Raw genomic sequence first — 12,332 nt, 5'->3', positions numbered from 1 at the left:
ATATCAACAACCGACCAAGAAAATGTCTTGGTTGGAAAACTGCAAACGAGGCTTTTAATGAGCAATTGTTGCACTTAATTTGACAAATCATCAAATAGAAAAATCACTGATAATAATAAATAAAAAGATGGTCCAAAAAAGACCACTCAGTGATGGGTGGTCTTGCTTATGTAGTCTAAATATACGGTGATAATAGAAAGCATCGGGGGATAATCGTGAAATAATCTTTATATCCTTTGTGAATAGTTTACTTATGTGAGGCGATACAGTTGCACAGCTTTATATTTGAGATAGGTGCTTTAAGGGGGCTGGCCCTAAATCAATAATTTTTATGATTTGAACACGGGTTATAGTTCCTTTTATTAAATTTTTAAGGAATGGATAGACATGTCCAACATAGTCATCTAAAGATTTACATTCAATATTGGTTTGCATACGAATAAGAAATTTAACTTCACAATCAGTATAATTTTCTCCGTCAATGATTGTGGTGTTCGATTTTAAGATTTTTATTGTTGCAGAATCATTTTCAACGATAGTATTGTTTTCAATCTTTGAATAACAGGAACGAATAGAGGCAATACCTACTACACCGATCATATAGTTCCTCCTTTAGCTATAATTTAGGTTCTTCATACAAATACAATTCTGTTTAAGTTTCCAATAGTGTTTGAGCTCTAAATTTTTTTATAGTGTTTTTTAGAAATGTATATATTTTCTATGTCAAAAATTTTGATAAATGTTTTCCCGTTAGGACTCACTCGAGGTGTTCCGTATACAATCACTGGAACTCCATTATTCCATGAACCAGATTTATAAGGTAAATCACTCCAAATAATATCTGCCACAGTATCATCAAGTAGAATACTAAGGTTGTTGTTTGAGTTAGTATTTAGCCATATTCGTTTATTAGAGTTTCTGATATATCCGCAATAAAAACCTGATATATTATGAATAATCATTTTATCCCAATCAAAGAGTATATCTTTTAAAGGGAAACTTTTATTATTTACGGTGATATTCAACTTGGTATTATTTAAAGCACTTTCTAAATGCTGATTTAATATATTCCTTAAAGTTTTGCTTTTAGTTGTTTTTTTTGCAGGGTCAAGCGTAAAGGAATTTCTATTGTGTCCTTTTTTTGCACCAACATTCCCTGTTCCTTGCGTTTGAGTAACAGAACTAGGTGCTGTAAAAAAATTCGTTTTCTTCAGTTTAATTTCATTTGGATTAACAATTATTTTAGACACTTTATTTTTTCCAGGGCTACTTGATACAGATTTTGATGAACTTTCCTTTGAGCATTTGCCAATATGAGTTGCAGCAAAACAAGGCGGTTTGTTATCAGTGGAAGCTTTTCGAAAACTTGTTTTTCCTTTACATTCAATACACTCTAGATGTTGTCTAAGAAATAATTTTTCTGGTTCTGGTAGTAAATTGAAATCGTAAGAATTATATCTAGTATTATTAAAGGTACACAAAGCTGTATCCATATTTTCCTCCTAGTGTGTTTAGTGGTATATCCCCTTTGTTGTAATTTTATTGGAAAAATAAAAAACCGACAATCAAAAAGTAAATTATCTTTTTGTCCCACCGCAGTGTCCTAACGTTGAAATGCTGAGATTCATTGGGAGAGTAAGCATAAACCTATAAATTTTGAATCTTAATCATTTATTCTTTTAATCTTTTAAAATATGCTCTTAATAATTAATATATATACAATCAAGCAACTGCAAAAATGTGGTTGCTTTTTATTATGGCCAAAAGAAAACAGCTCTCTAGTGAGTAGCTGTTTTTTTGCTTATTTTACCCACCAAATATTAAATGAAAATTATCATCCAAAAACTGTGCCATTTTACTGGCGTGGAGAGACCAATTTTTACCTCTTCCCTCAGGATAGTAGACAAACCCACCATTGTTTACATCTAATATTTTTTTAAATCTTGTTGGGTATAGAATGTTGTCCTTTATCCAGCGCCATTCTTTGCCTACACGTTTTTCTAAGTCTTTCATAGTCCAATACTGGCCACTTAACTGTTCTTGTTGCAATTGCTCAAATTCAACTTTTGTTATGAGTATATATTCTTCGGGTATAGGAATCGTCAAATTTACATGTAATTGCTGCATTTGTTTCGCCTCCAATCTTGGGAAATTAATATTTTTGGTGAAGCACTCGTTGTCTAATATGATCACTTTCGTAAAAATTGAATCATTTAATAATTTTTATTAAAAAAGCATCCGCTCTAAATAGAGTAGATGCTTTTGTGTTTCTATTCTTCAATTAGTTCTAAAAGATCGCTAATATCGCAATCCAATGCTTTGCATAATGCTCCAAGTGTATCACGTTGGTATTGTTTAGCTTCATCGTTGTACATTTTACGAACTGTTTCAAATTTTAACCCAGCTAGTTCAGCACATTTTCGGATGGAAATTTCCCTCTCATCCAAGATTATTTTTAACCTTGATTTAGCTCGAGTACTCACAATATCACCTCTCCTATAATTTTATACTAAAAGTAACAACAAAGCGACAATGAAATATAGTTGACAATGAAATATAGTCAGTGATATATTTGTGACAACAAAATATAGTCACTTATGAAGAAGTCAAGTTATAGGTATTAAATGAAAGCGAGGTGAAAACGATGGCATTTGAATATTTAGCACAATACACAACATTTGAATCAGTAGCAGATATGGACACAGCTGTTGAGAACCACATGGCAGCACACTACTATGATTTGACTGAATCAGAACGTGCCATCGTTTTCAAGCTTGCTAGTCATGCTTTGGAACATCCAGGGGCATGTCATTTAAAAGCTTCCACAATCGCAACATCATTGGAGGTTAGCGCAAAGACAGTTTATAGAGCCATTTCAAAATTGGAATCACTAGGGATTATCAAAAAACAAACAACAACGAGGGTAAAGGGAGGACGCGGTGCAAACATCTATATTATTTTGCCCAGTCAATCTGAAACATGTGAAGATCCTGACGAGCCTTTTGAGGAATGTGAGGTTGTTCCATTACAAAAAGCTTATAACCGAGCTAATGCTGAAAAAGAAGCATGCAAAGAGTTTATGAATGAGTATCAACAAATGCTATTTGAATTTATTCATTCATTACCTATCTCAGATAACTTTAAGGATGATCTGCATAAAGTGGTGCTCGCATCTAATGTAAGTAATATTCAGGAATTCATATTGGCCAAAAACATCATTTTTAAAATGGCTAACGATATTAAAGAAGGAGTGCTGACGGTTACTAAATCATTACGTGCCATATTCATAGGGGCTCATAAGAAGGCATTACAACGTAAAGATAAGCATCTAACAACAAACACCTCATATATGAAGAAAAAGCCTGTAAATGTACGTCCAGTACCTTTCTACAATTGGCTATCAGAACGTAATGGAACAACAGAAGTATTTTAATAGGAAAGGAAATGAATGCAAATGAAAGTAACGGTTAAAGAATGGCGTGTAATGTCTAATCGCAACAAACAATTACTTTTGAAAGCAGTAGCAACTAAATAAAACATAGACAAAAAAGGGGAATGAAAACATGCAGCAACAAACACAACACTTATTAGAAAAAGTAGTACTTGAGAATAGTAATGATGCTTCAGGATTATCTGTACAAATGATTGATTTACGAGTTGTACAACAGGCGGTAGCTAATTTAATGAATAGGATTGATGAAATCACTGAAAATCGTTGGCATGAGGATCGTGGCATGGCATACATGTCTATTCAAGAAATTCAAGATACAGTGCGTTTAATTGATATGGCTTTCTATCCATTGTTTAAAAGAATGGAAGATGAAGTAAAAACCATTAACGTTCATGCACAAGAATTGTATGAGACAGTAATTAAAAATGAGGTTCTACAAGAAGCAGCATTGTCAAATTGTTAAATAAAGCATAAGGCATTCTTAAAAAATAGCATGGGTTCCATCATTGTGGAGTCAAATATAAAGCTTTAAAATAATTGAATAGTTAGTTATGAGATGCTGTATATATTTCTGTAATATATAATTGTAAAATATAGTTAAGGAAGGTGTAGTTAGAATGACTAAAATTATCTATTTAGATTTAAATGTCTTTACATATTTACAGTCTCCAAGAGAAAAATATAAAGTTGCTGATAAGTTATTTTATGACCTTGTACAAAAGTTGAAGGGAAAATATTGTTTTCCATACAGCCAAGTTCATATTTTTGATTTATTGAAAGGCTCTAATGAAGAATACACGAAGAAGGATTTGTTATTTATAGGTAAAATATCTGATGATAAAATCATAGGGCCGGATATGGAAAACAATGAATTGATTTTAGACGATTTTCCACCAGAGGAATGTTATAAAATTTCCAAGGAAATGGAGAGAAATGAACCTGATTTTCCACCTATTAACGTACTCCCCTTCAATTTTCAAGTGGATATGAGCCAAATAAAGTCAGATGACTTTTATTATGAATATTTATCCTGTAATAATGGAATTATGGACTCTAAGAGTCTAGAAAGATATATGGAAGATAAGTATAAAGATTTTATGGATAAACCTCAAATGTATAAAAAAATTAGAGAGGATATATTAGATATATTAGATAGGATAGATATTTCGCAACTAAATTCTACAGAAAAGCAATTAATAGAAAACGTACGACCTATGATAGCATGTTGGTTTGACGTAGATGAAGAGAGTTTAGAAAATAATTTTGTATCAGCAGTAAAGCAGTATATGAAAGTCAGTAATATAGAATTTGATTTATTATCAAAACAGGAGCAAATTCAATATAGTTATCATTTACTTGCGATACATCCTAATTTCAAAGATAAAATAAAGAATAGTGCAAAAAATGTAGTGAGTAATATGGTGCGTGATAGTAGCCATCTTTTTTATGCATCCAAAGCAAAGTATTTTGTTACTGAGGACGGTACCTTAGTTAAAAAGGGGAATTTTATTTATAAGGTATTAGGAATTAAAACTCGAGTAGTTTTGATGTCAGAGTTTATGCAAAAGTTTTGTTGAAAACTACTTAATTTAGAGTACTTGAAGATTGGATAGAAGGAAAATGTGAGCGGCAAAATTACCCTCTTCTTATTGTGACTTTACTTACTTTGAGGCTGATCTTTAAATGAAAGAGTCGGCCCAACTCACACATTCCTGTACACACGCTCGCCGTATTTTATTAGCCCCAAACTAGCCCCAATGTTAGCCCCAAAATAACAATAATTAATGCATGATTGTGCATTGTCGTTAAAAAGCAAAAACCCTAGAGAACCTTGATATAAAAGGCTTTCTAGGGTTTTTTAAACTACTCTTTGCAGAGTAATTTAATTAACGAGAGTAGTACTCTACGATGAATGCTTCGTTGATTTCAGCTGATAATTCAGAACGCTCTGGAAGGCGAGTGAATGTACCTTCTTTTTTGTCAGCATCAAATGTTAAGTAGTCAGGTACGAAGTTGTTTACTTCGATTGCTTCTGTTACTACTGCAAGGTTTTGAGATTTTTCACGAAGAGAAATCGTTTGACCTGGTTTTACGCTGTATGAAGGAATATCAACGCGTTTGCCATCTACTAAGATGTGGCCGTGGTTTACTAATTGACGAGATCCACGACGAGTACGAGATAAACCTAAACGGTAAACTAGGTTGTCAAGGCGAGTTTCAAGAAGAACCATGAAGTTTTCACCGTGAACACCTTTCATTTTACCAGCGCGGTCGAATAGAGTACGGAATTGACGTTCGTTCATGCCGTACATGTGACGAAGTTTTTGTTTTTCTTGAAGTTGTAAACCGTATTCTGATAATTTTTTACGTTGGTTTGGACCGTGTTGACCTGGTGCGTAAGGGCGTTTTTCGATTTCTTTACCTGTACCGCTTAGTGAGATACCAAGACGACGTGATAATTTCCAAGATGGACCTGTATAACGAGACATATTGTTGTCTCCTCCTTTAAATTTGGTTTTTTTGTTGTAAAACAAAAACCAGTAGTACCCATTCTTATACGCATTTTATTTTCATGTATTTTCGCCTATGCAGCCGTTAGGTTACGCGATACACCATCTATTTGAATCTGTTTAGTTATACTAAATAAAATAGAGGAATAAAATACAGTAATAAGCTCATACCACTGCTGCGTTTATTTTACACAAACTACATTGTAACTGCTTATTATATAGACGTCAATTATTAGGCTAATTATTTTTGAAAATGGACAATAGTAAAAATTTCCTCCCTATACATTTTTCGATATTCAGGAATAGTTAATGATACAGTGTGATATGTAAAATGTAAAAGTGAAATAGAATAACATAGTCAAAATGACTCAAATTATGTATAATATACTATAAGTTAATAGTATTTGATTTGGACGTTATATAGAAAAGGTGATTTCATGACAGACCATTTACAAACGCTAAAATATATAAAATCAGATGTTTTAAGCATTTGGGTGAGTTCTAAGGAACAAGCTGGTTTTAATGGGTATTTTAACCCATTGAAACAGTGTCTAAAGAAGCGCTTTGGAATTGTAAATGTGGCATTTCTCGGTTTCGAAGGTAATTCTTTAATACCGATTGAAGAGATGGCTACTGTAACAATTGAAACAAAACTAAATGCTGTGTCATGGTTAATGATTGAAGCTAGCTTTTATCAACAGAAGATGGTGAAAATTCCCTATATATTAAAAGAAAAAGACGCCTATATGATGATGACAGATATGGTGCTTTTCCAAGCAGAAGGGAAGAATCCAATTGGTGTGCTACTCGTCGAGGCAACCGATGCATGGACAGACTTTATGACTTCGGATTACGGGGAAAAGTTTGTCGAAACGCTTACAAAGGTTCTTCAGTTGATGAGAGAAAATTATGAAGTAAAAGTGAATGAAGATCAATATAGAAAATTGTATAATATGACAGATTTATTTCATTCAACTATGGATATTGATTTAATTTTAGAAAATGTCTTAAAAAATATTAAGGGTAATTTTCCCGAATTTAATGTGGAGCTTATACTATCGAATGATCAAGACCGCCATACGACTATCGATATTAAGCTTTTTGATTACTTATCTGAAAGGCCTGCGACGGTTGAAGCTTTTGTCTCGGGAGAGCTGACGACGGAGCTTGCTAGCGATTTGAATTGTCGAGTATTAAACGCCCCTATTAAAGGGAGACAAGCTATTTATGGTATTTTACAAGTAATTGCACCTACAACGTATCTTTTTTCTACGACTGAAAAAGATTTTGTACGAATGTTAGCGCAAACATCAGGAAATGCGCTCGAAAATGCAAAATTATATCATCAATCACATCGCCTTGTGAGTGATTTGCAACTCATCAATGAAACATCACATCGTTTAAATATGAGGTTAGACATTAATGAAATGTTGCTTTTTCTTCAAAAGCAGTTAATGAAATCCTTTCAACCAATGGAAGTTTGCTTCGCTTTTAAGCATAATGACACATTTGAAGTGACGGATGCTAGCACGGCCTTATTTAATACAGAAAAGGGTCAAACATTTATAAAACATGTTGAACAACATTTTGAAAATACCAATGATCCACTATTTATTGCTGATTTCAGCCGATTAACCTCTAATCAAGTTGAATATCGTTCAATTATGGCAATCCCGATTTTAATGGAAGAAAAAATTAATGGCTTTAGTATTGTGTTACACAAGGAGCCATATTTCTTTTCGTTTGATAGCTTTAAATTAATGCAATCATTAATCCATCATTCTTCTTTAGCAATTGCAAACTCAATATTACGAAATAAACTTCAGGAAATGGTAGATTTGGACCATTTAACAAAATTGTATGCAAGAAGTTATTTAGATCAATATGTAGAAAAGTCACTTAAAAATGATCAATCGGGGATGTTCTTACTTATTGACATTGATAATTTCAAACGTGTTAATGATACGTATGGTCATCAGATAGGTGATAAGATTCTTATGCAAATTGCGGTACAGTTAAAAGAAATGATTGGAGCTCGTGGTATTTGTGCACGATGGGGTGGAGAGGAAATGTCTGTGTATGTCCCGGATATTGATGAGAAAGAAGCAATCGAATTGGCAGCAACAATCGTTGCAGTAATTCCAAATACAACAGATCCTCAGGTGACAATTTCAGCAGGCCTCATAACATGGAATGAACAGTACCGTCCAGCGTTTCAATCTGTTTTTCTACATGCAGATACAGCGCTTTATGAAGCGAAAAATAGCGGTAAAAATCGATTTTGTATGCATGATCGACCGTATCAAATAAATTAATAGCTCGCTATTAAAATTAGGGATGACATTTCGGTGGAGGCTGGACAACTCCTTGGGGCACATCTGACGCCGCTCGGAAAGCGCTCAGTTGGAACGGAAATCGATTTCACGAAATAAAACGTCAGTCATCTTTTTACGAAAAATACCCTGAAATGACAATAAATCATTTCAGGGTATTTTTTTTTATAAATGGAGGAGTAAGGTTTTTACGAATAGCTCTAACCCCTCTTGATCTTCCTTAGAAAAGCGATTAACGATTGGACTGTCGATATCAAGAACACCGATAACCTCTCCTTCTTTTTTCAAGGGAATAACGATTTCAGATTGGGAAGCGGCATCGCAGGCAATATGCCCTGGGAAGTCATGTACATCTCTTACCACCATTGTTTCTGCTTTACTTACAGCTGTTCCACAAACACCGCGTCCAATTGGTATTCTGACGCAGGCAGGTAAGCCTTGGAATGGCCCAAGGACAAGTTCTTCCCCTTGTAATACATAAAAACCAACCCAGTTAATGTTTGGTAGAAACTGATTTAGTAATGCAGAGGCGTTACTTAAATTAGCAATGCGATCGCTTTCCCCTGTAAGTAGGGCATCTAACTGTTTGGCCAATGTATTATATTGCTCGGCAATTGGCCCTTCATAATTAATTTGAGTAAACATAAAAGCACCTCGTTTGAAAGTTATTTATTTTGGGAATATAACATTATAATGTTGATGCAAATCAGCAACAGTATGAGCATCTGAACCGAAAACAATTGGAAGCCCAATAGATTTACTATAATCTATGAAGGAAAATGGTGGATAAGTTTCCTGACAATGTGTTTTACTTAATCCAGCGCTATTTAAATCTAGCTCATAGCCTTCTGCCTTCATTAAATCTAAAACTTCTCGAATCTGCGCAGAATCATCAATTTTCACCATATGTGCTAATTGGAATTTGTGAATAAGTGAAGGATGCCCAATGCGCTTAGGCTTGTATTGCCCTAAATCTGCTTTAATGGATTGTAGGACGGTATCGTAATATAAATTATACACTTGTTCAATAGAGCCCACTTTTTTTGAAAAAGCCATAAAACTTTCTGGAGAAAAGTCTATGCATTCAAAGATATTGTGCCATTGTAAAAAATGAACTGATAAAATAGAGTCATCTAAAAAGTGTCCATATGTATCAAGAAATTGACGAGTTTCTTGTTCAAAGCCTTGAATATAGTCGACCTCTAGTCCTATATGAATGCGAATGTCTTGTGCGTACTCCTTTTGAAGGTACTGTAAATCTTCAAAATAGGGCATTAAAGATTCTGGATTCATACCACTGTCCTGCTGCGGTGTAGGGTCAACAAAATTCAATGGTAATGGTGCATGTTCTGTAAAGGTAATATCTGTGAAATCATGAGATATTGCTTTTTCTATATACTGCTTAAATGAATCAGAAGTTCCGTGTGGACAATATGGGCTATGAACATGGCCGTCACATTTCATAAATACCACTCCTTTATATTTTGGATAATAACACTTATATTTGCGCATATTGTTCAAAAATTAAGTAGTTGTTATTCTTAAAAGGCGCAATTACACAAAAAACACTCAAATTTTAGTACAAAAGGCGATAACATAGTATATAATAAATACAACTAGCCAATTCGTTTATTGTAGAATAGGAGGCTTACGATGGAGTATATCATCATTCCAGTTATCCTACTATTAATTTTAGCGATAGTAGGATTTATGATGCGACGAAAACATACAACAATCATTGCTAAACTTGAAAATGAAAAATCACAAATACAAAACAATCCCATAAATGAGGAAATTTCAAAAGTTAAATCTTTAAACATGAACGGTGAAACGGAAGAAATGTTTGAACGATGGCGTAATAGTTGGGATGAAGTTATCGATGTACATATGACGAAAATTGATTCACTTTTATTTGATGCAGAGGATCAAATCAATAGACTTCGTTTTAATAAAGCAACGTTAATTGAACGTGAGATAGAAGATTACATTCAAAAGTGTGAACAAAATAAAGATAAAATCTTAGAAGAACTAAATGAATTAATTGGCAGCGAAGAAAAAAATCGTATTGAAATTGAACAATTAAAAGAATACTATCGCTCTGCACGTAAAACATTGCTAGCGCACCAACATTCATTTGGGGTAGCATTACCAGCTCTGGAGAAAAAGCTAGAGACGTTTGTTCGAAAGTTTGAGGAGTTCGATGTGCTTACGAGCGAAGGGAATTATTTGCAGGCGAGAGAAATTGTTATTGGCTTGAACCAAGAGTCACAGCAGACATTTGAATACATTAATGATGTCCCAACAATTTTGACTGAATTGCAAGTAAAGCTTCCAGGTGCGGTACAGGAATTACGAAGTGGCCAGCGTGAAATGGAGGAGCAATCCTATTATTTACAGCATTTAGAGCTAACGGAAGAGCTTAATAAATTTGAAGAGGAATTTGCGACATTAAAAAATGAATTAGCAGAGCTTAACTTAAATGTTGTTAAACCACGTGTTACGGATATGAATGAAGAGATTGATCATTTTTACGATCTGCTTGAAAAAGAGGTTATTGCTAAAAATTATGTTGACCAAAATTGTGATCGTTTATTAAGCTCAATCACCAATGTTATTAGTTCAACAAGATTAGTAAGTGATGAAGCAACCTTTGTGCAGCAAAGCTATCGTTTAAATGAAAAAGATGCAGAAATTCCAAAAGCTGCATTAAAGCAATTAGAGGCTTTACAACGTCGCTATGACTTATTGGCGATGCGTGTTAGAGAGGAAAAATCTGCATACTCAAGTTTGCAGGAAGAATTGATTGAAATTAACGAGGAGCTTGAAGGTATTCATGAGGAGCAAGGTCATTTATCAAACACGATGAAGAAGCTACGAATTGATGAAAACAAGGCTCGTACACAGGTAGAAAGCTTAAAGAAAGCATTACAAGAAACAGATCGTCTATTAAATAAAGCTAATATTCCAGGTATCCCTGAAGAGATGGATGCCCGTCTAGATGAGGCAGCAGAGCATATTTATGTAGTTATGCAAAGCTTGCAAGAGGTGCCTCTCAACATGGGAACAGTTCATAATAATTTAAATGCTGCAACACTTTGTGTAGAGGATGTAAAAGCGAAGGCGCATGAATTAATTGAAAATGTAATGCTGATTGAGCGTATTATTCAGTATGGTAATCGTCATCGTGCAACAAATCCAAAATTGAATACTCGTTTAAAAGAAGCAGAAGGATCTTTCAATCAATTTCGTTATTCCAAAGCATTAGAAGAGGCAGGAACAGCAGTTGAAGAAATGGAGCCGGGTGCTTTAAAGCGAATTCAAGAACTTGTAGCAGGAGAAACAGTGTCAAAATAGTCAAGTATAATAAAAAATTACAGTAGCTGTCTAAAAAGGTATAGTTTTTACTTTTTAGACAGCTTTGTTATTAAGAAGCGAGATTTCTTCAAATATGAAAAGAGCTAAATATTTGTTGGGGTATTCATTTGATTCCTTGAAACTACATACGATGCTTCATCCCAATTTATGATTAGAAACGATAAAAAATAGAGGTGTTCAACATGCAATTTTATGTTCGGGAAATGAATGAAATTTATGCGACGGATATTTTGAATTGGAAATATGAAGAACCATTTGATTTTTACAACAATGAACTTTGCGACGAATCTCTAAAAGAATTTATTGAAAGTCCGTATTATTCAATTGTCAATGATAAAGAAGAGCTAGTCGGTTTTTTCTGTACAGGAACATCTGCACAAGTACCTAAAGGACGTGATTATGGTGCGTATTTAGACGAGTGCATTGATGTTGGGCTTGGGATGAAGCCTGAGCTAACAGGAAAAGGTTATGGTTCAGAATTTTTTTCATTTATATTAAATCAGCTACAACAAGAAAATCATAGTTCCCTTCGTTTAACGGTAGCCTCATTTAATACAAGAGCAATTCACCTTTATGAAAAATTAGGCTTTAAAAAAGTCATGGAATTCACAGCTTCAACTGAATTTATAACAATGAAGAAAGATTAAAAACAAGCGTGTTGAC

At 33.9% G+C, this 12,332-nt stretch carries 13 protein-coding genes; 6 read left to right on the top strand and 7 right to left on the bottom strand.

The window, feature by feature from the left end; all coding sequences use genetic code 11:
- Positions 1-279 precede the first annotated feature (279 nt).
- From ACFCYJ_RS17425 to ACFCYJ_RS17410, 4 genes are all read right to left on the bottom strand, one after another.
- Positions 280-600 (bottom strand): hypothetical protein, encoded by a 321-nt coding sequence (locus tag ACFCYJ_RS17425; RefSeq protein WP_376075376.1) that lies wholly within the window; start codon positions 598-600, stop codon positions 280-282.
- A gap of 77 nt (positions 601-677) precedes the next feature.
- Positions 678-1,493: a hypothetical protein gene (locus ACFCYJ_RS17420; RefSeq protein ID WP_376075374.1), complete on the bottom strand. Its 816-nt coding sequence runs from the start codon at positions 1,491-1,493 to the stop codon at positions 678-680.
- Positions 1,494-1,806: 313 nt separating this feature from the next.
- Positions 1,807-2,127 carry a DUF771 domain-containing protein gene (locus tag ACFCYJ_RS17415; RefSeq protein ID WP_376075372.1) on the bottom strand — a complete coding sequence of 107 codons (321 nt, stop codon included), beginning with the start codon at positions 2,125-2,127 and terminating at the stop codon, positions 1,807-1,809.
- 143 nt (positions 2,128-2,270) lie between these two features.
- The gene (locus ACFCYJ_RS17410; protein WP_376075370.1) at positions 2,271-2,483 is read right to left on the bottom strand and encodes a helix-turn-helix domain-containing protein; all 213 of its coding nucleotides are present in this window, start codon (positions 2,481-2,483) and stop codon (positions 2,271-2,273) included.
- Between the two features lie 161 nt (positions 2,484-2,644).
- Here ACFCYJ_RS17410 and ACFCYJ_RS17405 point away from each other — a divergent pair, with 161 nt between their 5' ends.
- From ACFCYJ_RS17405 to ACFCYJ_RS17395, 3 genes are all read left to right on the top strand, one after another.
- On the top strand, positions 2,645-3,433 hold the full coding sequence (locus ACFCYJ_RS17405) for a helix-turn-helix domain-containing protein (protein WP_376075369.1): 789 nt from the start codon (positions 2,645-2,647) through the stop codon (positions 3,431-3,433).
- A gap of 130 nt (positions 3,434-3,563) precedes the next feature.
- On the top strand, positions 3,564-3,914 hold the full coding sequence (locus tag ACFCYJ_RS17400; RefSeq protein ID WP_376075367.1) for a hypothetical protein: 351 nt from the start codon (positions 3,564-3,566) through the stop codon (positions 3,912-3,914).
- 154 nt (positions 3,915-4,068) lie between these two features.
- The gene (locus ACFCYJ_RS17395; protein ID WP_376075366.1) at positions 4,069-5,028 is read left to right on the top strand and encodes a hypothetical protein; all 960 of its coding nucleotides are present in this window, start codon (positions 4,069-4,071) and stop codon (positions 5,026-5,028) included.
- Between the two features lie 309 nt (positions 5,029-5,337).
- Here ACFCYJ_RS17395 and rpsD read toward each other — a convergent pair whose 3' ends face one another.
- A complete protein-coding gene (gene rpsD, locus ACFCYJ_RS17390; protein ID WP_370045127.1) occupies positions 5,338-5,940 on the bottom strand; it encodes a 30S ribosomal protein S4 in 603 nt (200 codons plus the stop codon).
- A gap of 458 nt (positions 5,941-6,398) precedes the next feature.
- Here rpsD and ACFCYJ_RS17385 point away from each other — a divergent pair, with 458 nt between their 5' ends.
- Positions 6,399-8,276: a sensor domain-containing diguanylate cyclase gene (locus tag ACFCYJ_RS17385; protein WP_376075363.1), complete on the top strand. Its 1,878-nt coding sequence runs from the start codon at positions 6,399-6,401 to the stop codon at positions 8,274-8,276.
- A gap of 183 nt (positions 8,277-8,459) precedes the next feature.
- On the opposite strand, the gene ACFCYJ_RS17380 is transcribed toward ACFCYJ_RS17385, so the two are convergent.
- Entirely contained in the window at positions 8,460-8,939 is a 480-nt protein-coding gene (locus tag ACFCYJ_RS17380; protein WP_376075361.1) for a GAF domain-containing protein, read from the bottom strand.
- A gap of 24 nt (positions 8,940-8,963) precedes the next feature.
- Positions 8,964-9,758, bottom strand: coding sequence for a histidinol-phosphatase HisJ (gene hisJ, locus ACFCYJ_RS17375; RefSeq protein WP_376075359.1), 795 nt, complete (start codon positions 9,756-9,758; stop codon positions 8,964-8,966).
- A 189-nt stretch (positions 9,759-9,947) separates the two neighbouring features.
- Between hisJ and ezrA the strand changes: the two genes are divergently transcribed.
- Together ezrA and ACFCYJ_RS17365 are read left to right on the top strand one after the other, a co-directional pair.
- A complete protein-coding gene (ezrA, locus tag ACFCYJ_RS17370; protein WP_376075357.1) occupies positions 9,948-11,648 on the top strand; it encodes a septation ring formation regulator EzrA in 1,701 nt (566 codons plus the stop codon).
- A 203-nt stretch (positions 11,649-11,851) separates the two neighbouring features.
- Positions 11,852-12,316 (top strand): GNAT family N-acetyltransferase, encoded by a 465-nt coding sequence (locus ACFCYJ_RS17365; protein WP_376075356.1) that lies wholly within the window; start codon positions 11,852-11,854, stop codon positions 12,314-12,316.
- Positions 12,317-12,332: the final 16 nt, after the last annotated feature.

It is taken from the genome of Lysinibacillus sp. NPDC056232 (genome assembly GCF_042267565.1).
Taxonomy (GTDB): domain Bacteria; phylum Bacillota; class Bacilli; order Bacillales_A; family Planococcaceae; genus Lysinibacillus.
This window is presented reverse-complemented; position numbering and strand designations above follow the sequence as displayed.

Excerpts from the sequence above, each read along its gene's own strand:
- ACFCYJ_RS17425 (WP_376075376.1), bottom strand. The coding sequence starts at position 600 with ATGATCGGTGTAGTAGGTATTGCCTCTATTCGTTCCTGTTATTCAAAG.
- ACFCYJ_RS17420 (WP_376075374.1), bottom strand. The coding sequence starts at position 1,493 with ATGGATACAGCTTTGTGTACCTTTAATAATACTAGATATAATTCTTAC.
- ACFCYJ_RS17415 (WP_376075372.1), bottom strand. The coding sequence starts at position 2,127 with ATGCAGCAATTACATGTAAATTTGACGATTCCTATACCCGAAGAATAT.
- ACFCYJ_RS17405 (WP_376075369.1), top strand. The coding sequence starts at position 2,645 with ATGGCATTTGAATATTTAGCACAATACACAACATTTGAATCAGTAGCA.
- ACFCYJ_RS17400 (WP_376075367.1), top strand. The coding sequence starts at position 3,564 with ATGCAGCAACAAACACAACACTTATTAGAAAAAGTAGTACTTGAGAAT.
- ACFCYJ_RS17395 (WP_376075366.1), top strand. The coding sequence starts at position 4,069 with ATGACTAAAATTATCTATTTAGATTTAAATGTCTTTACATATTTACAG.
- rpsD (WP_370045127.1), bottom strand. The coding sequence starts at position 5,940 with ATGTCTCGTTATACAGGTCCATCTTGGAAATTATCACGTCGTCTTGGT.
- ACFCYJ_RS17385 (WP_376075363.1), top strand. The coding sequence starts at position 6,399 with ATGACAGACCATTTACAAACGCTAAAATATATAAAATCAGATGTTTTA.
- ACFCYJ_RS17380 (WP_376075361.1), bottom strand. The coding sequence starts at position 8,939 with ATGTTTACTCAAATTAATTATGAAGGGCCAATTGCCGAGCAATATAAT.
- hisJ (WP_376075359.1), bottom strand. The coding sequence starts at position 9,758 with ATGAAATGTGACGGCCATGTTCATAGCCCATATTGTCCACACGGAACT.
- ezrA (WP_376075357.1), top strand. The coding sequence starts at position 9,948 with ATGGAGTATATCATCATTCCAGTTATCCTACTATTAATTTTAGCGATA.
- ACFCYJ_RS17365 (WP_376075356.1), top strand. The coding sequence starts at position 11,852 with ATGCAATTTTATGTTCGGGAAATGAATGAAATTTATGCGACGGATATT.